General features: G+C 44.3%; 19 protein-coding genes. 8 read left to right on the top strand and 11 right to left on the bottom strand.

Going from position 1 to position 24,570, the window contains the following annotated elements; genetic code table 11:
- Positions 1-9 precede the first annotated feature (9 nt).
- Both ACEN9X_RS10120 and ACEN9X_RS10115 read right to left on the bottom strand, forming a co-directional pair.
- Positions 10-1,194, bottom strand: a complete 1,185-nt coding sequence (locus ACEN9X_RS10120) for a P1 family peptidase (RefSeq protein ID WP_413670256.1) — start codon at positions 1,192-1,194, stop codon at positions 10-12.
- A gap of 91 nt (positions 1,195-1,285) precedes the next feature.
- The gene (locus ACEN9X_RS10115) at positions 1,286-3,406 is read right to left on the bottom strand and encodes a prolyl oligopeptidase family serine peptidase (protein WP_413670255.1); all 2,121 of its coding nucleotides are present in this window, start codon (positions 3,404-3,406) and stop codon (positions 1,286-1,288) included.
- A gap of 341 nt (positions 3,407-3,747) precedes the next feature.
- Between ACEN9X_RS10115 and ACEN9X_RS10110 the strand changes: the two genes are divergently transcribed.
- Complete coding sequence (locus tag ACEN9X_RS10110) at positions 3,748-4,503, top strand: outer membrane beta-barrel protein (RefSeq protein WP_413670254.1); 756 nt, start codon at positions 3,748-3,750, stop codon at positions 4,501-4,503.
- A gap of 89 nt (positions 4,504-4,592) precedes the next feature.
- Here ACEN9X_RS10110 and ACEN9X_RS10105 read toward each other — a convergent pair whose 3' ends face one another.
- Complete coding sequence (locus tag ACEN9X_RS10105; protein WP_413670253.1) at positions 4,593-4,940, bottom strand: hypothetical protein; 348 nt, start codon at positions 4,938-4,940, stop codon at positions 4,593-4,595.
- Between the two features lie 11 nt (positions 4,941-4,951).
- A complete protein-coding gene (locus ACEN9X_RS10100; protein ID WP_413670252.1) occupies positions 4,952-5,194 on the bottom strand; it encodes a hypothetical protein in 243 nt (80 codons plus the stop codon).
- Between the two features lie 116 nt (positions 5,195-5,310).
- Between ACEN9X_RS10100 and ACEN9X_RS10095 the strand changes: the two genes are divergently transcribed.
- Entirely contained in the window at positions 5,311-6,057 is a 747-nt protein-coding gene (locus tag ACEN9X_RS10095) for a UDP-2,3-diacylglucosamine diphosphatase (protein WP_413670251.1), read from the top strand.
- A 90-nt stretch (positions 6,058-6,147) separates the two neighbouring features.
- Here the strand turns inward: ACEN9X_RS10095 and ACEN9X_RS10090 are convergent, their stop codons facing one another.
- Positions 6,148-6,339, bottom strand: a complete 192-nt coding sequence (locus tag ACEN9X_RS10090; RefSeq protein ID WP_413670250.1) for a hypothetical protein — start codon at positions 6,337-6,339, stop codon at positions 6,148-6,150.
- Between the two features lie 12 nt (positions 6,340-6,351).
- On the opposite strand from ACEN9X_RS10090, the gene prfA reads away from it, so the two are divergent.
- Positions 6,352-7,425, top strand: a complete 1,074-nt coding sequence (gene prfA / locus ACEN9X_RS10085) for a peptide chain release factor 1 (protein ID WP_413670249.1) — start codon at positions 6,352-6,354, stop codon at positions 7,423-7,425.
- Positions 7,426-7,566: 141 nt separating this feature from the next.
- Here prfA and ACEN9X_RS10080 read toward each other — a convergent pair whose 3' ends face one another.
- The 6 genes from ACEN9X_RS10080 to ACEN9X_RS10055 all read right to left on the bottom strand — a co-directional run bounded on the left by ACEN9X_RS10080 (position 7,567) and on the right by ACEN9X_RS10055 (position 16,707).
- Positions 7,567-9,837, bottom strand: coding sequence for a Tex family protein (locus ACEN9X_RS10080; RefSeq protein ID WP_413670248.1), 2,271 nt, complete (start codon positions 9,835-9,837; stop codon positions 7,567-7,569).
- A 231-nt stretch (positions 9,838-10,068) separates the two neighbouring features.
- Entirely contained in the window at positions 10,069-10,998 is a 930-nt protein-coding gene (locus ACEN9X_RS10075; RefSeq protein ID WP_413670247.1) for an NAD(P)-dependent oxidoreductase, read from the bottom strand.
- Positions 10,999-11,727: 729 nt separating this feature from the next.
- Positions 11,728-13,872: a carboxy terminal-processing peptidase gene (locus ACEN9X_RS10070; RefSeq protein WP_413670246.1), complete on the bottom strand. Its 2,145-nt coding sequence runs from the start codon at positions 13,870-13,872 to the stop codon at positions 11,728-11,730.
- Between the two features lie 189 nt (positions 13,873-14,061).
- Positions 14,062-14,691 (bottom strand): hypothetical protein, encoded by a 630-nt coding sequence (locus ACEN9X_RS10065; protein WP_413670245.1) that lies wholly within the window; start codon positions 14,689-14,691, stop codon positions 14,062-14,064.
- A 181-nt stretch (positions 14,692-14,872) separates the two neighbouring features.
- Positions 14,873-15,715 (bottom strand): isoaspartyl peptidase/L-asparaginase, encoded by an 843-nt coding sequence (locus ACEN9X_RS10060; protein ID WP_413670244.1) that lies wholly within the window; start codon positions 15,713-15,715, stop codon positions 14,873-14,875.
- A 71-nt stretch (positions 15,716-15,786) separates the two neighbouring features.
- Positions 15,787-16,707, bottom strand: a complete 921-nt coding sequence (locus ACEN9X_RS10055; RefSeq protein WP_413670243.1) for a cyanophycinase — start codon at positions 16,705-16,707, stop codon at positions 15,787-15,789.
- Between the two features lie 172 nt (positions 16,708-16,879).
- Between ACEN9X_RS10055 and cphA the strand changes: the two genes are divergently transcribed.
- The 5 genes from cphA (at position 16,880) to prfH (ending at position 24,491) form a co-directional block, all read left to right on the top strand.
- Positions 16,880-19,507, top strand: coding sequence for a cyanophycin synthetase (cphA, locus tag ACEN9X_RS10050; RefSeq protein ID WP_413670242.1), 2,628 nt, complete (start codon positions 16,880-16,882; stop codon positions 19,505-19,507).
- 138 nt (positions 19,508-19,645) lie between these two features.
- Entirely contained in the window at positions 19,646-21,271 is a 1,626-nt protein-coding gene (locus ACEN9X_RS10045) for an NADP-dependent glyceraldehyde-3-phosphate dehydrogenase (RefSeq protein ID WP_413670241.1), read from the top strand.
- Positions 21,272-21,740: 469 nt separating this feature from the next.
- Positions 21,741-22,466, top strand: a complete 726-nt coding sequence (locus ACEN9X_RS10040; protein ID WP_413670240.1) for a hypothetical protein — start codon at positions 21,741-21,743, stop codon at positions 22,464-22,466.
- 13 nt (positions 22,467-22,479) lie between these two features.
- Positions 22,480-23,880: an RtcB family protein gene (locus tag ACEN9X_RS10035; RefSeq protein WP_413670239.1), complete on the top strand. Its 1,401-nt coding sequence runs from the start codon at positions 22,480-22,482 to the stop codon at positions 23,878-23,880.
- The gene (gene prfH / locus ACEN9X_RS10030) at positions 23,880-24,491 is read left to right on the top strand and encodes a peptide chain release factor H (RefSeq protein WP_413670238.1); all 612 of its coding nucleotides are present in this window, start codon (positions 23,880-23,882) and stop codon (positions 24,489-24,491) included. Before ACEN9X_RS10035 ends, prfH begins: the two co-directional genes overlap by 1 nt.
- The last annotated feature ends 79 nt before the right edge of the window (positions 24,492-24,570 follow it).

Here is a 24,570-nt window from a genome sequence, read left to right as displayed (position 1 = left end):
TTTATAAGATCATTTTACAATGTTGTACTTTTTTAGCACACGCATTACAGCGTCGTGTGGCAGGGCATAAGCTTTGTTGCCATTAATGCCTTCCATGGTATCGGCAGCAACCATGGCATTAATGATAGCTTCTTCAACAGATTGTACTGTAGCCTCATACAGCGGGTTAAGCTGATCATTTGCCAGCATTTCAACCCGGGTGCTGCCTGTTCGGCTAAAAGCATCCGGATTAGCCGTTGAAAATGCAAGGAAAATATCACCGGAACCGTTTTCTCCCCGGCCGCCTACTTTCCCTACGCCTAAAGCAACCCGCTCGGCGAGCCGCTTCAACTGATGTGGCAGTAAAGGTGCATCTGTAGCCAATATTACAATGATACTGCCATCGCCTTCCTGGTGTTTTGATTGCGGTGGGGCTTTAAATTCATAATTCAGCGTGTCTTTTAATTCCCGGCCAACCGGTGCACCTGCAATGGTAAGGTTCTTCTTCCTGCCAAAGTTTGATTGTACCAATACCCCCAAAGTATAGGTTTTATCATTTATAGTTAAAACTCTTGATGCTGTACCGGTACCTCCTTTAAATCCAAGGCACATCATCCCGGTGCCACCGCCTACATTTCCCTCTTTTATAGTACCGGAAGCAGCATTGTTCAGCGCATCAAACGCGTTGCTCTCCTTAACCTGGAAACCGTAGATATCATTAAGTCCGCCATCATAAGTTTCGGCCACTACAGGATAGGTATACCAATATTCTTCGTTGCCGTACCAGTTTGTATTTACAAACCATTTTAATACAGCATCGCGTACTACGCCTACACTATTGGTATTGGTGATCATGACAGGGGTTTCTAAAAAGCCCGATTCTGTTAACCAGGTGGTGCCTGTCATTTCACCGTTGCCATTCAAGGTATACCAATTTGCAAAAACAGGATGGTGGTTAACCTTGCCATTGGGGAAAATAGCTGTAACGCCGGTACGCACAGGGCCTTTGCCAATTATATTTTTACCCGATCCTGATATAATTGTACTATAACCAACTTCAACGCCCTGCACATCGGTAATGGCATTGTACTTGCCGGGTGTGCCTTCAAAAGGGATACCGATATCGCGGGCGCGGGGCTTTTGCGCAAATGTGCTTATTGCCAAAAGCAGGAATACATGGATGCTTAAATACTGAAGAATTTTGAAACGGGTCATGGGTGATTGATTTAGTTGATTAAATATATCCACAATGTTTCAATTTTAAGCTATTTAGCCATAAATGATCCTGTGCAAATGGCAAATCGCATTACTGCCATTTAACGCCCATATTCCAGAACATGAAAGCCCATTTATCAACCTGGCCATTGATGAGCTGGGCGGTGCTTTGTCCCGCTCCGTGGCCGGCATTGGTTTCAATACGGATAAGTGTTGGCGCTGCACCCTGCTGGTATTCCTGCAGGCGTGCGGCAAACTTGAAGGAATGGGCAGGTACTACACGGTCGTCATGATCAGCCGTGGTAACCATGGTTGCTGGGTAAATGCCCGGTTTAAGGGCATGATACGGCGAATAATTATAAAGGTATTTGAACATTTGTTCCGAGTCTTCGGCCGTGCCATAATCATAGCTCCAGCCGGCCCCGGCAGTAAATTTGTTATACCTCAGCATATCCATTACCCCCACGGCAGGGAAGGCTACTTTAAAAAGGTCGGGGCGTTGGGTTAACATAGCGCCAATGAGCAGGCCGCCATTTGAACCGCCCGAAACGGCAAGGTAATCTTTGGAAGTATATTTGTTTTTGATAAGATACTCGGCCGCTGCAATAAAATCATCAAATACATTCTGTTTTTTTAGTTTGATGCCTTTGCGGTGCCAGGTTTCACCATATTCACCGCCGCCGCGCAGGTTAGGTACAGCGTAAATGCCGCCATGCTCAAGCAATATAATATTTGATGTGCTGAAAGCCGGGGTTAGGCTAACGCCGAAACCACCGTAGGCATACAGCAAGGTTGGATTTTGTCCGTTAAGTACCGTCCCTTTTTTATAGGTGATGATCATCGGGATCTTAGTTTTATCCTTTGAGGTATAAAACACCTGCTTTGATTCATATTGCTCAGGATCAAACTTTGCCCCCGACTTTTTATAGACCGTGGAAGTGCCGGTTGCAATATCCAGCTTAAAAATAGTAGGCGGATATATGTAATTGGTAAAAGTGTAATAAGTTACCTTTTCCTCCTTCTTTGTACCAAAGCCCGAAGCCGAACCAATTGAAGGCAGTTGAATAGTCCGTTCGAGTTTGCCATCCATATTGTATTGCTGTATCAGGGATGTAGCGTCCTGCAGGTATTCGGCAAAAATTTTACCTCCGCCTGTAGTGGCGCTTAATACATTTTTGGTTTCGGGGATCAGGTTTTTCCAATGGGTAATGCCCGGTTCGGCAGCATCAACAGTAACAATTTTAAAATTGGGCGAGTAAATATTGGTTAGGATGTAAAGCTTGCTGCCAACGTTATCCAAAACACTGTGCTGGTTGTCAAAGTTATTTACAACGTTAATGATCTGGCTGCCGGGTTTGCTTAAATCCTGGATATAAAGCTCATTGCCTGTTGTTGAGGTAGCGGCAGTGATTATCAGAAAACGTTCGTCTTCGGTAAGGTAAGCGCCGATATATCGTCGAGGGGTTTTATCGCCGCCAAATATCAGCTTATCGGTACTTTGAGGCGTGCCCAGTTTGTGATAATACAGCTTATGAAACTGTGTCATACCTGAAAGCTGACTGCCTTCGGTTGGCTTGTCATAGCTGCTGTAGTAAAAGCCGTCGGTACCATGCCAAGCCAGCCCGCTGAATTTTACGTCTTTTAAAGTATCGCCGACAACAGTTTTATCTTCGGTGTTAATGATGATGACCTTGCGCCAGTCCGAGCCACCTTCGGAAATCTGGTAGGCTGCCAGCTCACCGTTTTTGCTGAACTCGATTCCCTGTAAGGAGGTAGTACCATCGGCAGAAAATTTATTCGGATCAAGGAAAACTTCAGGTACACCGTTATCTCCCAGCTGGCGATATAGTACATTCTGACTTTGTAATCCATCATTTTTATAAAAATAGATGTATTTGCCTTCTTTAAAGGGAGCGCTGTACTTTTCATAGTTCCATAAAAACTCCAGGCGTTTATGGATTTCGGCGCGGTAAGGGATTTGGTCGAGATAGTTGAACGTTACTTTATTTTCGTCCTGTACCCAGGCTTTGGTATCCGCGGCATGATCATTCTCAAGCCAGCGGTATGGATCGGGCACCTGGGTGCCAAAATAGGTGTCAATAACATCAACTTTTTTTGCTTTGGGATATGGAAGTGTTTTTATAGTCATTTGTGCACGTGTATAGCTGCAAAATAAAACAGCTAATGCTAATAAACAGAACGTTTTTGTCATGATAGTTTAAATTACAGGCAACTAAAGATAACTATTCAGGGTACATTGCCGCAAGGCAATAACGGTTCAAAAGGTTAAAAGTTGTTAATTTTGCGGCCGGCTGCTGTTTAATTGCCCGTTGCAGGCTATATTAGCGGCGTGAAAAAACTGCTGTAAAATGAGGGCAAGTAATTAAAAGCTAACCCCTTTGATTTTTGCAGATGATAATCGATGTGATTTTGGCCCTAAAGAGGAGGCTTGTTATCATATAAGTATCAATAATAATGCGTTTTTTTACACGTTTGCTTTGCAGCTAAGGATGCAGTGGCAACTTACGGTAATACAGTTACATAATAACAAACATGAAACAAACCCTTACTTTTTTTACAGCAGGCCTTTTAATGTTGCTGTCATTTACCTCAAAAGCTCAGGATACCAACGATAAAGATGATGAAACCAAAGTAAAACTTAAACCTTATGTAGGTTTAAGTATGGGTATTTCCTATGCGCTGGGCGATTTTGCAAAAGCAGACTACAGTAACAACAAATCGGGCTTTGCAAACAAAGGGGTTACTTTCCAATTGGACGGAGCGTATTACCTGCACAGGAATTTTGGCATCGGCTATACCTTTTCGTACCAGGATCAAAGTAATTTCTCCTATGATGATGACTTGATATTGTCTCAAGGATATACAACCGATTTTAAAGCCGATCAGGGAACTGTAACTGCTGATAAACGTTACCGCAGCTTTAACCTGTTAGTAGGCCCACAATATACCTTTGTATGGCGCAGCTTATCATTTGACCTAAGGGCATCTGCAGGTGCTTTAAAAAGCCAGACATCACCATTGTTAACCATTAGTGTTACCGGTGTTGATGCGCAAACCGGCAGCATTACTCAACAAAGCGCTAAAGGCTATGCTTTTGCATACGGCGGCAGTGCAGCAATCAGGTTTGATATGGGTGCAGGCTGGGGATTATCGCTTAAAGGCAACTATGTTAAATCTCCCGGATATGATGTAACAACAACCGGGCGTACGCTTAATGTAGGCCGCTTAGTTACCAAGCAGCCAATTACCGAAGGCCAAATTGTATTTGGTTTGTATAAGGCGTTTTAAGCCAAAAGCTGATATTATTATCATAATAAAACAAAAAGAGAGCAGATCATTGATCTGCTCTCTTTTTGTTTTATAGTCATTTAGATTGATCAGTTAACCGTGATCTGTTCCGGCTTGTCGGCCACAATTTCAGGCTGACCTTTGAAAAGTTCAAATGTACCGGTTGCGCATACGTGTTTTCCTTTTATGGTAGATAGGTCAAGCTTTATTGCGCTGCCCTTTACGGCTATGGTATATTTTTGCCTTGGATAGGCAGCACCAATGTTTAACAATGTAAGTGTGTCGCTTACTGCTTTGTATGAGTAAACGGTATCGCACAAAGTACCCGTTTTGCCTATATTGGCCTTGAAATCGGCCATGATAAAGCCTTTTGACTGTGCCGATGCCTTACCTGCAAAAATGACGAGGATCAATGCCGGCAGTAATAGTTTTTTCATTGTTTAATATATCAGTGTTTGGGTGATTGCTGGTCGTTATCCTTTTTATCCGGTGCGGGGGCATAGCCATCTTCAAAATTTAAAGTAAATGATGATTCTGAGGCCCGGGTGGCTGCATTCAATCCGGCTACATCCGGTTCGCTGTTATCAATTATTTCGTTGCCGGTATCCTGGCCTTCGTTCTGTTCAAATTCGTTGCCGGGATCTTTGTCTTCCTGGGCATCATCAAGATTTGGGTTTTCGGGGATTGCCATAATTTTAATGTTTAATGTATTCGTGAATAACCACTAAGATACGGTGTTGTTTGGTGCTTATTGTGTAACAATCTTTATCTTTTCTGTTTGGCTGTTAAAACGTATTTTTGCCGGATATGCCGGTTCGCGACAAACTCTATTTTGCTTCTGATTTTCATTTAGGTACAGGGACTTACGCCTCAAGCCGCCAACGCGAAGATAAGATAGTGCGCTGGCTCGATAGTATTAAACATGATGCTGCCGAGCTTTTCTTGGTAGGCGATGTTTTTGACTTTTGGTTCGAATACAAAACCGTAGTGCCTAAAGGTTATATCCGTTTTTTGGGCAAACTTGCCGAACTTGCCGATGCAGGCATAAAGCTTTACATGTTTAAAGGTAACCACGATATGTGGATGTTTGATTACTTTGTAAATGAGTTTGGTGCAACCATCATTACCAATGAATTAAAAATTGAGCGCGGCGGCAAGAAATTCTTTATTCACCACGGTGATGGACTTGGCCCCGGCGATAACTTTTACAAGTTTTTAAAGGGGTTTTTCAGGAGCAGGTTTTGCCAGTGGCTGTTTGCCCGCATCCATCCCAATCTTGGTGTGGGGATTGCCAATAAATGGAGCCGCCACAGTCGCGATACCAATGCAAAAAAAGAGAACCCCAAACCGGGCGAGCAGGAATGGCTGGTAAATTTTTGCCGCGAAGAATTGGAGACCAATTTTTACGATTATCTTGTTTTTGGCCACCGCCACATTCCGCTTGACATTCAGCTAAACCCGCAAAGCAGGTACATTAACCTTGGCGAATGGATCACTCAGTTTTCTTATGCCGTTTTTGACGGTAAGGAGTTGAAGGTGGAATATTTTTTATAGTTCATGGTTAATAGATCATGGTTCATGGTGCCTGTAGTTTAGAAGCTATGGTTTGACCGAGTTAACTGTTTTGGGGCTTGCTATGATCCATTAACCATAGGCCGCAGCGATCCATGAACCATCATCTATGAACCAGTAAAAACAACTTACAATCCGCTGAATTAAAATATGCAGTAAATTGCGTACTTTTGTGCACTTTTTTGCAGTAAGCCTGTAAGCCGCTCCCGAAACGTTAAATCTTTCATAAGCCGGTTCAATATCAAACAGTTTTAGCTGCATCATTATTTATAAAATATGTTAGATAAATTAGAGCTGATATACGAGCGCTGGAAAAATGTTGAAGGTGAGCTGAGCAGTCCTGACGCCATGCAGGACATGAAGCGTTTTGCCCAGTTAAACAAAGAATATAAAGACCTTGCCAAAATTGTTGATGAGTATTATATCTACCGCAACATTATGAGCAATATCGATACCAATAAAGAAATCCTGGCCACCGAAAAAGACGAGGAGTTTCGCGAGATGGCTAAAATGGAACTTGACGAACTACTTGCCCAGCAGGAAGTAAAAGAGGAGGAGATCCGTTTGATGCTCATCCCTAAAGATCCTGAGGATTCTAAAAATGCGATCGTCGAGATTCGTGGTGGTACAGGTGGTGACGAGGCTGCCCTTTTTGCCGGCGACCTTTACCGCATGTACATGCGGTACTGCGAAAAACGCGGCTGGCGTACCGAGCTGGTTGACTATACCGAAGGTACCAGTGGCGGCTATAAAGAGATTGTATTTAACGTAAACGCCGAAGACGCTTATGGAACGCTTAAATATGAATCGGGCGTACACCGTGTACAACGTGTACCTGATACCGAAACGCAAGGCCGTGTTCATACCTCAGCAGCATCTGTAGTAGTATTACCCGAGGTTGATGAGTTTGATATCGAGCTAAACGTAAGTGATATCCGTAAGGATCTGTTCTGTGCTTCAGGGCCGGGCGGTCAGTCGGTAAATACTACGTATTCTGCGGTAAGGTTAACCCACCTTCCTACTGGTATTGTTGCCCAGTGCCAGGATCAGAAATCGCAATTAAAAAACTACGATAAGGCTTTACAGGTATTACGTTCGAGGGTGTACGAGATGGAGTTGCAGAAACACCTGGAAGAAACCTCTAAAAAACGTAAAACCATGGTATCAACCGGCGACAGGTCGGCCAAGGTACGTACTTACAACTATCCGCAAGGACGTTTAACTGAGCACCGTATTGGCTTGACCATTTACAACCTGCCAGGCGTTCTTAATGGTGATTTACAGGAGATTCTTGAGTCGCTTCAGTTTGCTGAGAATGCTGAGAAGCTGAAAGAGGGTACAGTAGCGTAAGTATCCGTTAAATGATATAAAAAAGGGTCCCCAGCCGGAAGGTTGGGGACCCTTTTTGTTTAACCTCACCCAACCCTCTCCAGAGGAGAGGGCTTTAGAAGTTTTTAAGTCTCCCCTTTAGGGGAGATTTAGAGGGGTTAATTACAACTTAAACTTCTCCTTCAAAGCAGCCAGTTTCAAAGCCATATCGGTTTCATGCTCTTTTTCGGCTCTTTTATTAAAGTTCGGTTTGTTATTACCCTGCGGACGGCGGTCGTCGTTCCTGCGTTGATCCGGTGCGCTTTTGTCGTTCTCCTTCATGGATAGGGCAATACGCTTACGGTTCACATCTACCTCCGTAACTGTTACCTCAACCTTTTGGTGTACCTTCAATACCTCGTTAGGATCTTTAATGTAACGGTTAGTGATCTGGCTCAGGTGAACAAGGCCATCCTGGTGAACACCGATATCAACAAAAGCGCCGAAAGCAGTGATGTTGGTGACGATACCCGGTAGTTTCATGCCCACTTTCAGATCGCCAATGGCATTGATTCCATCGGTAAAGCTGAATGCCTCAAATTGCTCACGCGGGTCGCGGCCCGGTTTGGCAAGCTCGGCCATGATATCGTTCAAAGTTGGTAAGCCAACTGTTTCCGAAACATATTTTTGCAGCGGAATGCTTTTGCGCAGGGTTGGGTTGCCCATCAAATCCTTTACAGTACATTTCATGTCAGTCGCCATCTGTTCCAGTAAACCATAACGCTCCGGGTGAACGGCGCTGGTATCAAGCGGGTTCTCTGCATTGTGGATCCGAAGGAAGCCTGCTGCCTGCTCAAATGCCTTATCGCCCAAACGCGGAACTTTTTTCAACTGCTCACGGCGTTTAAAGGCTCCGTTTTGGTTACGGTACTCAACAATGTTTTGTGCCAGCTGCGGGCCAAGGCCTGATACATAAGCCAGGATCTGTTTTGAGGCTGTGTTAAGCTCAACACCTACCGCGTTCACTGCGCTGATCACAGTGTCATCTAAGGACGTCTGAAGCTTATTCTGATCAACGTCATGCTGGTACTGACCTACCCCAATTGATTTTGGGTCGATTTTTACCAATTCGGCCAGTGGGTCCATCAACCGGCGGCCGATAGATACGGCTCCCCTAACGGTAACATCATAGTCAGGAAATTCTTCCCTTGCTACTTCCGATGCCGAGTAGATGGAAGCACCGCTTTCATTAACCATTACAATGGTTGCGCCTGATAGATTCAGGTTGCGCACAAAAACCTCCGTTTCGCGGCCTGCGGTACCATTACCAATAGCGATAGCTTCGATATTATATTTCTGGAACAGGTGCTGTACCGTTTTTTCGGCTTCACGCGCCTGTCCTGCCCCTGTATGCGGGTAAATGGTAGTGTTTTCAAGGAGTTTGCCTTGTTCATCCAAACAAACCAGTTTACAGCCTGTACGGAAGCCGGGATCGAGGGCCATTGTTCTTTTCTGACCAAGCGGAGCAGCAAGTAGCAATTGACGGGCGTTTTCAGCAAACACACGGATAGCTTCTTCGTCGGCTTTCTTTTTGGTAAGCAGGCGTACTTCTGTTTCCATCGATGGTTTCAGCAAGCGTTTGTAGCCATCAGTTACCGCCAAACGAACCTGCCCTGAAGCCCGGTTGTTGGCTTTGATAACCGAATTTTCTAAGATCTCTAATGCATCGTCTTCTTCAGGCTTCAGATCAAGCCACAGGATCTCCTCTTTTTCACCACGACGCATAGCCAGTATACGGTGAGATGGGGCCGTCTTAACGGGCTCTGTCCATTCAAAGTAGTCTTTGTATTTAATGCCTGCTTCTTCTTTACCTTCAACTACGCGCGATGCGAAAGTGCCTTTCTCTACAAAAAGCTCACGGATTTTGGTGCGCACTTCGGCATTCTCTGCAACGGTTTCGGCGATGATATCCCTTGCACCGGCCAGGGCTTCCTCAACACTGGCAACGCCTTTTTCATCGCTGATGTATTCGGCTGCGATCAGTTCCGGGTCGATATTGTTTTGTTCCAATAAAACGTCGGCCAGTGGCTGAAGGCCTTTTTCGCGGGCCGCTGTAGCGCGGGTTTTGCGCTTAGGACGATAAGGAAGATAAATATCTTCCAAAGTAACCATGGTTTCGGCTTCGTTGATCTGCTTTTCCAGTTCGGGCGTTAACTTGCCCAGGTCTGTAAGCGATTTCAGGATAGCCTCCCGGCGTTTATCTAACTCGCGTAGTTGTTGTACACGATCGCGGATGGCGGCTACCTGCACCTCATCCAAACTGCCGGTAAGCTCTTTACGGTAACGGGAAATGAATGGAACTGTGGCTCCTTCATCAAGCAGGCCTACCGTAGCGGTAACCTGTTTTTCGGCTACAGAAAGCTCTGCAGCTATTATTTTATAATGAATACTCATAATCAAAATTCGGACTGCGAAGTTGGGGGAATAGGCTTACAATTCAAAAAAAGATTGTTAACAATGGGTTGAAAGATTTTTTGTCTGGCTGATATTTGTCTGAACTCGAATTTTTGGAATTAAAGAATTAACAGAATGCTATGTAAATTTGATAAATTCTTAAAATTCGTTTAATTCGAGTTCAGACAAGTGCATAATTTATGGCAATCCTCAAATCCTATAAATCAAGGTTCAAACTTTCAAATCAACCAGCTTCTCAGCCATAACCTCGCTGATCTTCCGATACGAATCAAATGTCCAGCCGGCAACGTGTGGGCTTAAGAGCACTTTACCGCTTTGTCTTAACTCTTCAAACCACGGCTGCTCGGCAAGGGCAGGGAACTTTTCAACCTCCAATACATCTAAACCAGCACCCAATATCTTGCCTTCGCGGATTGCGTTAAGCACGGCACTCACCTTTGCGGTTTTGCCACGGGATGTGTTCAGGAAAAATATAGGCTTTTTGAAGTGGAACAGGTACTCATCGTCAACCAGTCCGTTGGTTTCGGTAGTTAGCGGGATATGGAGACTAAGAACATCGCTGTGTTTTACAATTTCTTCCATACTTACTTCGCGGGCATATTTATCGCTGAAACCCGTTTTATACTTATCATAAGCAATAACATTTACCTGGAAACCGGATAGTTTACGGGCAAAACTGCTGCCCATATGACCATAGCCTATAATACCTACTGTTTTGCCTTTAAGCTCGTAACCCCGGTTAGCCTCACGCTGCCATTTGCCGTCGCGTATTTCAGCATCGCCACGATTTAAATTATTCATTAATGACAACAGCAAGCCGATAGCGTGTTCACCCACGGCATCTGAATTACCTTCGGGAGCATTAATGAGGTTTATTCCTTTTTGAGCAGCATAATCTTCATCAATATTATCCATACCCGCGCCGGCGCGGGCTATAAACTGCAGGTTGGTGGCTGCGTCAAGTACGGCTTTATCCACCCTGAATTTTGAGCGGATCACCAGGCCGGCATAGTCGCCTATGATCTGCATAGCTTCGTCGAGCTTAATCAGCGGACGGTAATCGCAGGTGTAACCTTTAGCTTCGGCCTGCTCCATAAATATGGCATGCACATCATCAACAATAAGGATATTATTCTTCAACGTAGTATCTATTTTTTGTAAGAGGCCAAATTTACAAAATGCAAGGGTATTAGCCGACAGGGTTTTATAACAAGGAAGTGATTTTTAAGAATATGACACTAATCCCTCGAATTAAATCGAATTACACGAATTTTATTTTCAATGTAAGATATCTAAGTATGCAAATTCAGCTCATGGTCGGTGTTGTTATTATAAGTGTCCGGAAGATGCAAACCAGTTGAAAATGGTGCATTATCCACCAGGGAGCCCTGGAAAAAACCGTAATGACGTAAAAAAATATGTTTTAGAGATAGTGCGCTGGGTTGCGTTAGGGATGGGGGCGGATACCGGCCTGTGGCTAAGGCCCGCGTAGTATGAGCGTACAGCCCGGGCCGCAGGCAACGCCCATGTTATAAAACCGATCAAAAAAACAATCCTAATAATTAATAACTTACAGTCGCGTCATTATAAGGAGCTTGTGCGGGGCTACGCATGGCGCGACGTGGCAATCTCGTCGGTATGCATAAACGACAAGCTTGTTCGACAGGCATTTGCTACGAGGTTGCCACGCTGCGCTCGCAATGACATACGTTTTTAAGAGATATTTTTATCTTTCGAACAATTGTAGTGACTTCTAACACCCATTCGTGAAATTCGATAAAATTCTTCTCAGCCTGTAAAATATTCGTGTATAAATAAAAATGCCCGGCATCTTTCAATACCGGGCGTTGAATGTTATCTAAAACCTACTTAGTTAGCCGGCTGTGAGCCAACACTTGTAAACTTGTTATCAAGACTGATATAGTCGGTCATGATTTGGCCGGCTTCGCGTTTTACGAAGTCAAGGTCTTCGTTTTTAGGTTTGGTTTGTCCTTTTTTAAGGGCTGGTAAACCTAATGCTACGCGGCGCAGGTTGTTGCGTTCAAATGCTTTTGCTTCATCATCGTCGCGCTGTTTTTTCAAGTCAGACTCTTTCAGTGATACGCTGTCATCAGCATCGTGTTTTTTGAAATCGGCGATATCTTCAAGCAGGTATTTATAGCTGTCGCTGCCGGCCATACGTTGGTCATGCAGCTTTTTAAGCTGCGGCAATACGCCGGTGAAATCGCCTGTTTTGGTATAATCTGTTTTGGCAATGATGTCAAAAGGCATTGCTGATGGCTCAGTATCTTCACCATATTTATCCAATGGAATAACCGAAGGGAATGAAATATCAGGTGTTACGCCTTTATGCTGAGTTGAATTACCGCTGATGCGATAGAATTTAGCTATGGTAAGGTTAAGCTGGCCATAAGTGCTTTGACTACCGGTAGACGTTGTTTTTTTACCACCGCCAACTACGCCAGCAATTTTATCACGGAGAGAAGAACCGATTACCCTGTCAAGGTCGATGGCGCTTTGTACCGAACCTTTACCATAAGTTTGGGTTCCCAATATCAACCCGCGACCATAATCCTGAATTGCACCTGAGAAAATCTCAGAAGCTGAAGCACTGAAACGATCAACCAATACAGCCATCGGGCCGCTGTAAGTGATATCCGGATCTTCGTCTTTATCAATCTCAACCTGGTCTTTGGTATCGCGTACCTGTACTACCGGTCCGGTTTTAATGAACAGGCCGGTAAGCTCAATGGCTTCCATCAGTGAACCGCCGCCGTTTTCACGCAGGTCGATCACCAGGCCATCCACATTTTCTTTCTTTAACGAGTCAAGAATCGCCTTAACATCATGGGTGGTGCTTTTGTAGTTAGGGTTACCTGCTTTATAATCGTTAAAGTCAATGTAGAATGCCGGGATAGATATCACACCTATCCTAACTGTTTTACCATTGCTGTTGTAAGTGCGGATCTCTTTTTTGGCCGATTGATCTTTCAGGATGATCTTTTCGCGAACCATTTCAACCACTTTTGGTTTAGCAGACGCATTTACCCCTGCAGGCAATATTTCAAGCCTAACGGTGGTGCCTTTAGTACCACGGATGATGGCGATGGCATTATCCACGCGCCAGCCTACCACGTTCTGAAACTCGCCGGTTTTGCCTTGTGCCACGGCAACAATACGGTCATCAACACTTATCTGGTGGCTTTTATCGGCCGGGCCGCCTGCTACGATAGTTTTGATAGTTACATACTCGTTTTCTACCTGGAGTGAAGCACCTATCCCTTCAACCTGGCGCGACATTTCAATGTTGAAATTGGCAGCGTTTGACGGATTAAAGTAGTTGGTATGCGGATCGATAGCCTCGGTAAAGGCATCCATAAAGTATTGGAAAACGTCCTGATTCGATAGCTTGTTGGTTTGGGTCAACAGGTTTTCATAACGTTTTTTAAGTGTCTCCTTGTTTTTGGCCATATCTGCATTGGCCAGTTTCAGGTTTAGCAGGTCATACTTAACACGCTTGGTCCACATAGCATCCATATCGCTTTGCGAAGCAATCCATGGCAGTTTGTCACGATCATAAACAAAGGTTTCGGTTTTGTTAAAATCGAAGTTTTTGCTGATCTGTTCAATTGAATATTTTACGTGCTCGATATACCTTTTTTGAAAAACGTTGAAGATGTAAAAAGCATCGGTCAGGTTGCCCGCTTTAATATCATCATCAAGTACGGTTTTATATTTTTCAAAATCCTTGATATCTGAAGCTAAAAAATAGCTGTGGTTTTCGTCAAGTGATTTGATATAACGATCAAAAATTATAGCTGATACCGAATCGTTCAGCGGGACTTTTTTATAGTTATAGTTGGAAATTAATGATGCTACCTGCTTACAAACAACGCTTTGCTGTTCATCGGGCTGTAAATCATTTGAACCTGCTACTTTAACAGGTTTGGATGGCGATGCTTTACAGGCGAGGGCTGCGCCCAGCACCAATAACAAATATACTTTCTTAAACATATCTTTTACTGTAGTTAAATCGGGGTTGGTGTAAAACATCAATACTTGTGCCTATTATTAATTTGCTAATGTAAAATAAAAAAGAGACAGTCAAAATGCTGTCTCTTAATTACTAAGAACAATAATACGATTATGTTTTACTAATAGTATGCGAGCTGCACCATTTTACGCTTTTGTTACAAAAAAATACTATTTATTAACCGGTTTGGTAATTGTACCGGCATCTGCAGTTTCTGCAAAGCGGGTTTCGCTGTGTGGCGTTTTAAATTTGTTGTCCTGTAAATAGCGCGTTTTCTTCTCTACTGTAGCCAGGTCATATGTTAAACCGCGTGAAATAGCTAATTGGCGGGCTTCGGCTAAATCCTGTTTTGCCTGTGCATAATCGCCGTAATCGGCTTTTACAGCTGCCAGGTCAAGCAGGTTGGCAATGGTGTGCCTGTCATCATTTTGCTGGCGCGATATGGTAATACTCTGTAGCAGGAACCATTTGGCTTCGGCCAGGCGGTTTTGCTTGATGTACATCTGCGCCAGGTCGCTAAAGTTATAGCTTGCAGCATTGTATACATGGAAACGCATATTATGCTGAGCGGTTCTCATCACCGATTCCTCGATCATTGCCATTACATAAGGTGTATGCTCAATAATAGTTGGCGGGATTTTTACTTTAGCTACTGTAGGGGGCGGCAACCTTTTAATGGAATGATTTTGCGCATATGCCATTTGCGGAGACCTGGTGCGCTTATTGAACGGTTTGTAATACCATTGCGCTGATGCATTGAACCCAACAGAGCATAAAATAATAAGTAGGAAATATCTCATCTAATCTTTTTTCCTGGGTTTAAACTGTGTAATTTTAAATTAATCAGCTTAACAAATGTAATTATTTGTTAACGGGAAAACAATACCTATAAAAGGCAGCAAACACATAAACGCTTAAATGCCACTGTTATTTTACAAATATTGAATTTGTACCTTTCTACGGAAAAAATAAATTTAGGTTTTAGTTAAAAACTTCAATATCGCCATCGTGCAGGGCCCAAACCATGTATGGATGTGTATCTGAGTGATAGATCTGCCCGTCGGTAGTAATGCCTATAACACCTGCAAAGCCATCGTAAGGCTTCATTTCGTCAAGGGTTTTTTCGGTAGCGGCCATGAGGGTCATGCCATCGGTTACGCGTGTAACAATTTTAACAGCTACCGAGCCGCTTACAATATCTTCGCCTACGCCGGTACATGAAACGCCGGCAAAGCTGTTAGCGTAATTGCCAGCTGTAGTGGCCGAATCACTAACACGGCCAGGAATTTCAAAGCCCTTGCCCCCGGTACTGGTAGCAGCAGCCAGATTGCCATGTACATCAAGCGCAACGCAGCCTACGGTGCCGAGCCTGATAGAATCGCTTAGTTTTTGCTCGTACTCATGACGGCGCTGCGGAATTTCAGGATTGTAGTATTTGTGGCCGTTTTCTATAGCGAAATCGCACGCTCCCTTGCCGCTTAAAACACGATCATCATAGGCCTGAAGTTTTTCGGCTACGCAGATAGGGTTTTTAACATCTTCAATGTTGATAACGCCCGAAAAGCGCTGGGTTTTGCCATCCATGAGCGATGCGCTGAGGCGGATTTTACCATCGCTCTGAATTTGCGATCCGGTACCGGCATTAAAAAGCTCGCAATCTTCAAGCAGCCGTACAGTATATACTACAGTTTCTGCCGCGGTATGATGTTGCAGGTGGTTATATCCTAACTGTACTATGCCATTCAGGGCTTCCTGTTTGGCCAGCTTTACTTCCTGGTTGGTAAGCGATTCGCTAAAAAAACCGCCATGAATAATTATTTTCATAATTATAAATTAAGTAGATGTACCTGCATAAATAAGGCCAGGGTATTTATAAGAACTATATGCAGTTTAAATTATTGTAGAAGTTTGCTGCCTGGCGCATTTATAAAAACGCCTTCTTCAACCTTCATACTCTTTTTTATGATTAAACGGTGCTGCACCAAATCGTACTTATCAAATATCGACATGACGTGTACCCTTAAATTTTCGATAGAGATTGGCGAACCAAGTTCCACATCATAAATATTAGTTGATACGATGTTGCGTCCGTCAACCAAAATAATCAGGCCCGAGCCTATCGCTTCCATCATATAGCCCTCGGTAATGAGCAGGCCTGTATCTTCGCCTAATCCTATCCCCAAAATGCCCGGGTTGGTTGCCACTGCATACATTAACCTGCCAATACGGCCGCGCTGTACAAAGTGGGTATCAACTATAACCGAGTCAATAAAGCCCAGTCCGGCGGTTATTTGCACCTCGCCTTTAACCAGGGCTTCGTTACTTTGCCCGCGGTAGATCATGTGTGTTGAAGCTGCCGCAGCACCTGCCGAAGTTCCGGCTATTACAAAATTTTCTTTTTGGTAGCGTTGTTTCAGGACCTGCAAAAATTCGGTACCGCCAAAAATGGCCGTTAGCCTAAGCTGGTCGCCACCGCTAAACATCACCACATCGGCCTTACGGATCCGGTCGAGATAAACTTTATTGCCCGCATCTTCGCGGCTCTTGATGTGCAGTACGTTAACATTGGTAACGTTAAGCTGGCCGAAAGCCTTGATATATTCTGCACCTACAAGCTCAGGGATCTGTGAGGCCGTAGTAATTACCTCAATTTGTGAGCCTTCGTGCTTAGCAGATTCGTTAATTATGCGCCTTAATATGCCTTGTTCAAAAAACTTGATATAATCGGGCTGCAGAATATGCTCCTGGAGGGTAACATTACTCCCCATATCAACCGCACCGCCTATAATTATTAGCTTACCTTTCGGGACAATCATGATTATTTCACACTATCTTAATACAACTATATACAAATTACGATAAAAACCAGCAGAAACACAGGAACTAATAATAAATAATGGCTTTTTAACATCAAAAATTTTATTCCCGTGTTATGTTTTATAGTTTTAAGGAGAAAATCAGACTGACAAAAAATAGCATTCTACATACATGAAGATCGAAAATATCCAGGTACTACGCGGGCCCAACATTTGGAGCATCAGGCGCAAAAAATTAATACAAATGCGGCTTGACCTGCAGGAGATGGAGCATCGCCCAACTAACGAAATAGAGGGCTTTTATGAACGGCTTGAAAAGCTGCTTCCATCGCTATACAGTCACCGTTGCTCGCCCGGTGTGCCCGGCGGATTTTTTCAGCGGGTTATTGCAGGCACATGGATGGGCCACGTTATTGAGCACATAGCCCTGGAAATCCAAACCTTGGCCGGTATGGATACCGGCTTCGGCCGTACCCGCGAAACCAAAACCAAAGGTGTATACAATGTAGTATTTGCTTATTTGGAAGAAAAAGTTGGCGTTTTCGCTGCCGAATCGGCCGTGCGCATTGCCGAAGCACTCATCAAAGGCGAAGATTACAACCTGGATGCTGATATTCAGCAAATGCGGGAGATAAGGGAAAATACCCGCTTGGGGCCAAGTACCGGATCAATTGTGGAAGAAGCTATTGCAAGGGATATCCCATGGATTAGGCTCAACAATCAATCGTTGGTACAGTTGGGCTATGGTAAAAACCAGGTGCGTTTCCGCGCCACCATGACCGAAAAAACCAGCAGCATTGCCGTTGATATTGCCAGCAACAAGGAAGAAACCAAACGACTTTTACAGGAGCAGGCCATCCCGGTTGCAAAAGGTATAACCATATCATCTGCATCGGCTGTGCCTGATGCTATCCGCAAGGTGGGGTTCCCGCTGGTGTTTAAACCACTTGACGGCAACCATGGCCGCGGTATCTCTATCAACATAAAAACCGAAGAAGAAGCCATTGAGGCCTATGAGCACGCCGCCAAAATTTCGCGCAAGGTAATTGTGGAGCGCTATGTTACCGGTTTCGACTTCAGGGTACTGGTGATTGATAATAAAATGGTGGCCGCAGCACTCCGCAAACCGGCACATGTTACCGGGGATGGCAAACTGAACATACAGGAATTGATCGACCTTGAAAATACCGATCCCCGCCGTGGCTATGGGCACGAAAATGTGCTGACAGAAATAACTGTCGACCGAGATACCCTCGATCTGCTGGCAAAAAAGGGCTACACGCTTGAAACTGTTCCGGAAAAGGATGAAGTGGTTTATGTAAAATCGACCGCTAACCTGAGCACCGGCGGTACATCTGTTGATGTTACCGACCATGTGCACCCGCAAAACATCTTTATTTGCGAGCGCATCTCCAAAATCATCGGCCTGGATATTTGCGGTATCGACATTATGGCGCAAAACCTTACCGAGCCGCTAACCGATACCGGTGGTGTGATACTGGAAGTTAACGCAGCACCTGGCTTCAGGATGCACATAGCACCGAGCGAAGGCTTGCCACGCAACGTAGCCGGTCATGTGATTGATATGCTTTATCCGGCCGGTAAATCGGCCCGCATCCCTATCATCGCTATTACGGGGACCAACGGAAAAACTACCACCACACGCCTTATTGCGCATATTGTTAAAAATAACGGTCACCGGGTGGGTTTTACTACATCGGATGGGATTTACGTTCAAAACAATATGATGCTGAAGGGCGATACCACAGGCCCGGTAAGCTCGGAGTTTATATTGAAAGACCCCACTGTTGATTTCGCGGTGCTGGAAACTGCGCGTGGCGGGATCCTGCGTTCGGGCCTTGGGTTTGGCTTTTGTGATATAGGCGTGATTACCAATATCCAGGAAGACCACCTTGGCTTATCGGATATCCACACACTTGAGGATCTTTCGCGCGTGAAAAGCGTGGTGCTTAACTCGGTTAAAAAAGATGGTTGGGGCGTTTTAAATGCCGATAATGAATATTGCGTACGCATCGGCAAAAAGGCCGAATGTAATATTGCCTATTTCAGCAGGAATGAAAATAACCCCATCATTAAATCGCATTGCAAAAAAGGTGGCATCGCCGCCATTTGCGAAAACGGCTTCATCACCATTTTAAAAGGCGACTGGAAGATCCGCGTTCAGCGTACCATCCTGATCCCGCTTACGTTTGGCGGTACTGTGCCGTTCATGATCGAGAACGTGCTGGCTGCAACGCTGGCTACTTTTTTATGGGGATTTAAAACGGAAGATATCAAGATCTCGCTTGAAACATTCATTCCATCGGCATCACAAACGCCTGGCCGTATGAATATTTTCGAGTTTAAAGATTTCCGTTTCATGATTGATTTTGCCCATAACCCTGATGGTTATACCGGCATCAAGGAGTTTTTAAGGCATATCGATTCGCCGCTTAAAATTGGTATCATAGCCGGTACCGGCGACAGGCGTGATGATGACATCCGCGAGTTAGGAAAACTATCGGCCGAAATGTTTGATTACATTATCCTACGCCAGGAGAAACACCTGCGTGGCCGTACCGCCGAAAATATCATTGGTTTACTCAAAGAGGGAATTGAATCAGTTGATCCTGACAAACAGGTTGAAGTTGTACCTAAAGAAGTTGATGCTATTAAACACGCCATGAGCCTTGCCCGCCCCGGAACATTCATTACCGCCCTTAGCGATGTGGTTGATAATGCCATTGAAACGGTGCAGGATTACCAGGAACAGGAACGTAACGGATTGTTTAATGTTTAAGGACACTTTTTTTCAAATAGGTTTTCAATAAGCGTCATTACGTCGCAATAAATCAGTAAACAATTTATTAACGCATAAAAGCTTGCTTGTTAAAGCAGGCTTTTTTTATCTTAGGGCAAATCAAACCCTTGAAAAAATATGAGTTTTAAAACCCAGCTCAGTTCAATTTTTGTTGATGAAAATAATATTCCCCCCGATTTTCAGATTGAGGAAGTACACCAGCGCGAATACCTGAGCGGTGGCGAAATGAAACCCTGGAACGGCGAAGTAAGTGAAGTTTACTCGCCGGTTGGTTTTTGGGGCCAGGATGGCGCTTTTACCCGCAAGCTGATTGGTACTTACCCTGTTTGTACTGAAAAGGAAGCTTTTGAAGCTTTGGACGCCGCCCTTGAAGCCTATGATAACGGTCGTGGCGAATGGCCAACCATGAGTATTGCCGACCGCATTAAATGTATGGAGCGCTTCATTTATAAAATGAGCGAGCAACGTACGCTGGTGGTAAAGCTGCTGATGTGGGAGATCGGTAAATCATACGCCGATTCGGCTAAAGAATTTGACCGTACCATTGAGTACATAAATGCTACTATTGATGCCCTGAAGGATATTGACCGCCAGTCGTCCCGCTTTGAAATGGCCGAAGGACTGGTAGCCCAGATCCGCCGCTCGCCGTTGGGTGTGGTACTTTGCATGGGGCCGTTCAACTACCCGCTTAACGAAACTTTTACTACCCTGATCCCAGCGCTGATCATGGGGAACACCATTTTATTTAAACCACCTAAACATGGTACACTGCTGCATTACCCACTATTAAAAGCCTTCCAGGAATCGTTTCCTAAAGGAGTGGTGAATACTATTTACGGTCGCGGTGCCGTAGTGACCCCGGGGCTGATGGCATCGGGTAAGGTGAATGTGCTGGCCTTCATTGGCTCAAGTAAGGTGGCAAACGATCTTAAAAAGCGTCACCCTAAAATTAACCGTTTAAGGGCTGTTTTAAGTTTGGATGCCAAGAATGCAGCCATCGTAACCAAACATGCCGATCTGCAGCAGGCGGTAAGCGAGTGTATTTTGGGTTCACTGTCATTTAACGGACAGCGCTGTACTGCCATTAAAGTAATATTTGTGCACAAAGCCGTTGCCGATGAGTTTTTAAAACTATTGAGCGAAGCCGTTGCCAAACTTAAATTCGGCCTGCCATGGGAAAAGGATGTAAAACTTACTCCATTGCCCGAGCCGCACAAGCCGGCGTATTTAACAGATATTGTAAACGATGCCTTAGCCAATGGTGCCAAAATCATTAACGAAAACGGCGGCGAGACATCTGCTTCGTTCTTTTTCCCGGCTATCGTTTACCCGGTTAATGAAAACATGAAGCTGTACCGCGAAGAGCAGTTTGGCCCGGTGATCCCGGTAATCCCGTTTGAGGATATTGAGGAACCGATCACTTACCAGATTGACTCGCCGCATGGTATGCAGGTAAGTATTTTCAGTAATGATGCCAAAGAAATTTCATCGCTGATAGATCCCTTTGTGAACCTGGTGAGCCGCGTAAACATCAACAGCCAGTGTCAGCGCGGACCAGATGTATTCCCATTCACCGGCCGTAAGGACAGTGCTGAAGGAACCCTTTCGGTACATGATGCTTTGAGATCGTTCTCTATCCGCTCATTGGTTACCACCAAAATGACCGAAACCAATAAAAACATCATCAACGAAATTGTGAATGATAACGATTCCAATTTCCTGAGCACGAAGTTTATATTGTAAAGTTAAAACCACCGCAAGACTTACGAAGTTTTTAAAACTTCGTAAGTCTGATTTTCCGTTATTCAAAATCTGGTAACCAGGCGTCATTACGTTTTTTTTCAGGTTTCCCCTGATGGATACTCGCAATGACGCTTTTTATTTATCCGCTTATTCCTTAATCAAAAAATATTTGCATCTTTGCAGCAATTCCTTAATTGTTAACCCTTTAATATTTTAAGGACTATGCTACAGAGTATCTCATCCATATCCCATTAGTGCATCACCTTTAACAGGTAGAGACAGCAATTCTTTTGTTTTATTTAAACGATTTGATCGGTTTGTTTTAACCGGCGATAGGTTTTGTTTGTCTGCGGATTTTTTATGTGTTGAAGGTTTGGCTTGCGCTTTTCAAAATGGGTAGATCCCTAACCCGGGGGCGAATTTTTTGAAAATCATAACAGATTTTAATGAACTAAACACGTAAAGTCCGATGGACATACATGATTTGCCGTACCGTCTAAAATCGGCACGGAGAAAAAAGCGATTGGTTAAAGAGGCTTTTGATAAAAAGCTGATCACCTTAAGCAAACAACGACAAGAACTGAACAATCAGATTCGCCAGTTACCACCTATCCCTTTGGAAAAACCCTACCAAAGGGGTTACGTACGCTATTTTATTTTACGCAGCGACATTGCACGCAATGATAAAGCCGAATTTTATCAAAACTTACTCAATAAAATAAACGTGAAATGGTGGCACCACGATAAATCCTTTAAAAAGAAAAAGCGCCGCAAATGCAGGTACACTTATTCAGAGAAAGAGCAGAAGCTAAAGGAGATCGAGCCCAACGAGTTTCACGGTTCAAAACTTAACCTTTCTGATGCTGAAAAACGCTGTTTTTATTTAAAAGAAATATGGGATGCACGGTGTCAATGCTGGAAGCCTACATATGTTTTTACCGAACAATGGCGATTTGTATTGGTGGTCAAGCCACACATTATCTACACTGTAAAGCAAATTGACGAAGAGCTTGAACAACAGCTTGGTAAAATCAATGAATTTATAGACTGGAACGGTCATTTGCCCCGCATTCTCAGGCTAACGGATAAAACCAATAACCGATGGGATTGGGATTTCTATGAACACCCTAAATACATTAACGAATTTAAAAACAAACCGAAGTACACCTCAAAAGAGGCTTACCTCGACTATTAAACGATATATCCTTATGGGCAATTTAAAAATAAAAGAATTAACACAAATAGGTTACGCTGATAATAAACAGCGCAGCCTGGCAGTGAATATAACAGGCAGGCACTTTAAGCATTACAGCAAAGCTGAGGTAATTGATCTGTTAAGTAAGATCAGGCAACAACCCGGTGCTTATTTAAACAATGATATAACCGGCAAAATAGCCGAAACATTCATTAACAATAAAAATGAAGCTGTAACTGCATCTTACGGGTTAAAAGATCAACATGCACCATTAAATATTTATGGCGAAGAATATATTGAGTTATCCGCAATAAAGCAGATGGAGCTTGCCCTAAAACTCCCGGTTAGTTTGCAGGGTGCACTGATGCCTGATGCGCACAGTGGTTATGGCCTGCCCATTGGCGGGGTACTTGCTGTTAAAAATGCGGTGATCCCTTACGGCGTTGGTATGGATATCGGCTGCAGGATGGCTTTATCCATTATTGATGCTGATGAGCGTTTCCTGAAACGTTACAACTACCAGATGAAGCAGGCTATAAATGATCACACTCATTTTGGAGCTGATGGCGGGTTAAGTAAATCACAATATCACGAGGTATTGGATAGCCCGGTGTTTAATCAAACACAACTGCTTAAAAAACTGCATGGCAAAGCCGTAAAGCAACTGGGCTCATCGGGCAGCGGCAATCATTTTGTGGAGTTTGGGCTGATAGAACTTTACGCGGATAATGGGCTTAATCTGCCACCTCAACAATATCTTGCTTTGCTGTCGCATTCGGGCAGCAGGGGACTGGGGGCAAATATCGCACGGTATTACACACAAATTGCTATGGGTACCTGTAAGCTTCCGCGTGAAGTTCAACCATTGGCCTGGCTTGATCTTGATACCGAGGCCGGGCAAGAGTATTGGCTTAGCATGACCCTCGCAGGCGATTATGCAAAGGCTTGCCATGATCGCATTCACACCAATTTGCTAAAGGCACTGGGTTTAAAATCGTTGGCTAAAGTAGAAAACCATCACAATTTTGCCTGGAAAGAAGTGTTGGCAGATGGAACCGAAGTCGTCATCCATCGTAAAGGTGCTACGCCGGCACATTCCGGAGAATTGGGAATTATCCCCGGCAGCATGGCCACACCCGCTTATTTGGTAATGGGCAAAGGGAATAATGATGCTTTACAATCTGCATCGCACGGCGCCGGCAGAGCCATGAGCCGTAAGGACGCCAGGGAGAATACAACAGCTTCGGCGGTAAAAAAAATGCTGACCGATGCCGGGGTAACCCTGATTGGCGGAAGTTTGGAAGAAAATCCATCCGCCTATAAAAACATCGAAACCGTGATGGCGGCCCAGCAGCAATTAATTGAAGTACACGGTAAGTTTTACCCGCGTATAGTAAAAATGGATAAAGAATAATGAAAAAGATCATACAAATTACGGCAGGCAAAGGTCCTGCCGAGTGCTGCCGCGTTGTTGTTAAGGTTAGGGACATGATCCTGAAACAGGCAAAGGCACAAAATATAGCGATCTCCGTAACCGAAGATAAGCCGGGCGACAAAGGCGGCACACTCCTGTCATCTACTTTAATGGCAGACGGTGATCAATTGGAAAACCTGTTGAGAGATTGGCAGGGAACTATACAGTGGACGGCACAAAGCCCCTACCGACCGGCACATAAGCGTAAAAACTGGTTTGTAGGTGTTGAGGTATTTGATGTTCCGGAGCAAACGCGTTTTGATCCAGCCGATGTGGTATTTGAAACCATCAGGTCATCAGGGCCGGGCGGGCAAAATGTAAATAAGGTTGAAACAGCAGTGCGCGGTGTACACAAGCCTACCGGCATACAGGTTACCGTAATGGATAGTCGCTCACAATTACAAAATAAGAAGCTATGTTTAATCAGGCTTCAGGAAAGGATAACCGCGCTGCAAAATGGTAGATTAACAGATCAGCAACAAAGTCAGTGGCTGGAGCACCAATCACTTGAGCGGGGCAATGCGGTTAAGGTTATCAAATTACCCCTGTAATCATCAGTACGCTATTTAACTGCGGTGAAGTTTACGTTGGGCCTTAAAATCAATAATAATTAATGTATTTTAGGGCCCT

This window comes from Mucilaginibacter sp. Mucisp86, from assembly GCF_047324315.1.
Taxonomy (GTDB): Bacteria; Bacteroidota; Bacteroidia; order Sphingobacteriales; family Sphingobacteriaceae; genus Mucilaginibacter.
Note: the sequence above shows the minus strand (reverse complement) of the source record. Positions and strands in the feature narration are given on the sequence as shown.

Bases quoted from the DNA above. Each gene is read 5' to 3' on its own strand.
- ACEN9X_RS10120 (WP_413670256.1), bottom strand. From the start codon at position 1,194: ATGACCCGTTTCAAAATTCTTCAGTATTTAAGCATCCATGTATTCCTG.
- ACEN9X_RS10115 (WP_413670255.1), bottom strand. From the start codon at position 3,406: ATGACAAAAACGTTCTGTTTATTAGCATTAGCTGTTTTATTTTGCAGC.
- ACEN9X_RS10110 (WP_413670254.1), top strand. From the start codon at position 3,748: ATGAAACAAACCCTTACTTTTTTTACAGCAGGCCTTTTAATGTTGCTG.
- ACEN9X_RS10105 (WP_413670253.1), bottom strand. From the start codon at position 4,940: ATGAAAAAACTATTACTGCCGGCATTGATCCTCGTCATTTTTGCAGGT.
- ACEN9X_RS10100 (WP_413670252.1), bottom strand. From the start codon at position 5,194: ATGGCAATCCCCGAAAACCCAAATCTTGATGATGCCCAGGAAGACAAA.
- ACEN9X_RS10095 (WP_413670251.1), top strand. From the start codon at position 5,311: ATGCCGGTTCGCGACAAACTCTATTTTGCTTCTGATTTTCATTTAGGT.
- ACEN9X_RS10090 (WP_413670250.1), bottom strand. From the start codon at position 6,339: ATGATGCAGCTAAAACTGTTTGATATTGAACCGGCTTATGAAAGATTT.
- prfA (WP_413670249.1), top strand. From the start codon at position 6,352: ATGTTAGATAAATTAGAGCTGATATACGAGCGCTGGAAAAATGTTGAA.
- ACEN9X_RS10080 (WP_413670248.1), bottom strand. From the start codon at position 9,837: ATGAGTATTCATTATAAAATAATAGCTGCAGAGCTTTCTGTAGCCGAA.
- ACEN9X_RS10070 (WP_413670246.1), bottom strand. From the start codon at position 13,872: ATGTTTAAGAAAGTATATTTGTTATTGGTGCTGGGCGCAGCCCTCGCC.
- ACEN9X_RS10065 (WP_413670245.1), bottom strand. From the start codon at position 14,691: ATGAGATATTTCCTACTTATTATTTTATGCTCTGTTGGGTTCAATGCA.
- ACEN9X_RS10060 (WP_413670244.1), bottom strand. From the start codon at position 15,715: ATGAAAATAATTATTCATGGCGGTTTTTTTAGCGAATCGCTTACCAAC.
- ACEN9X_RS10055 (WP_413670243.1), bottom strand. From the start codon at position 16,707: ATGATTGTCCCGAAAGGTAAGCTAATAATTATAGGCGGTGCGGTTGAT.
- cphA (WP_413670242.1), top strand. From the start codon at position 16,880: ATGAAGATCGAAAATATCCAGGTACTACGCGGGCCCAACATTTGGAGC.
- ACEN9X_RS10045 (WP_413670241.1), top strand. From the start codon at position 19,646: ATGAGTTTTAAAACCCAGCTCAGTTCAATTTTTGTTGATGAAAATAAT.
- ACEN9X_RS10040 (WP_413670240.1), top strand. From the start codon at position 21,741: ATGGACATACATGATTTGCCGTACCGTCTAAAATCGGCACGGAGAAAA.
- ACEN9X_RS10035 (WP_413670239.1), top strand. From the start codon at position 22,480: ATGGGCAATTTAAAAATAAAAGAATTAACACAAATAGGTTACGCTGAT.
- prfH (WP_413670238.1), top strand. From the start codon at position 23,880: ATGAAAAAGATCATACAAATTACGGCAGGCAAAGGTCCTGCCGAGTGC.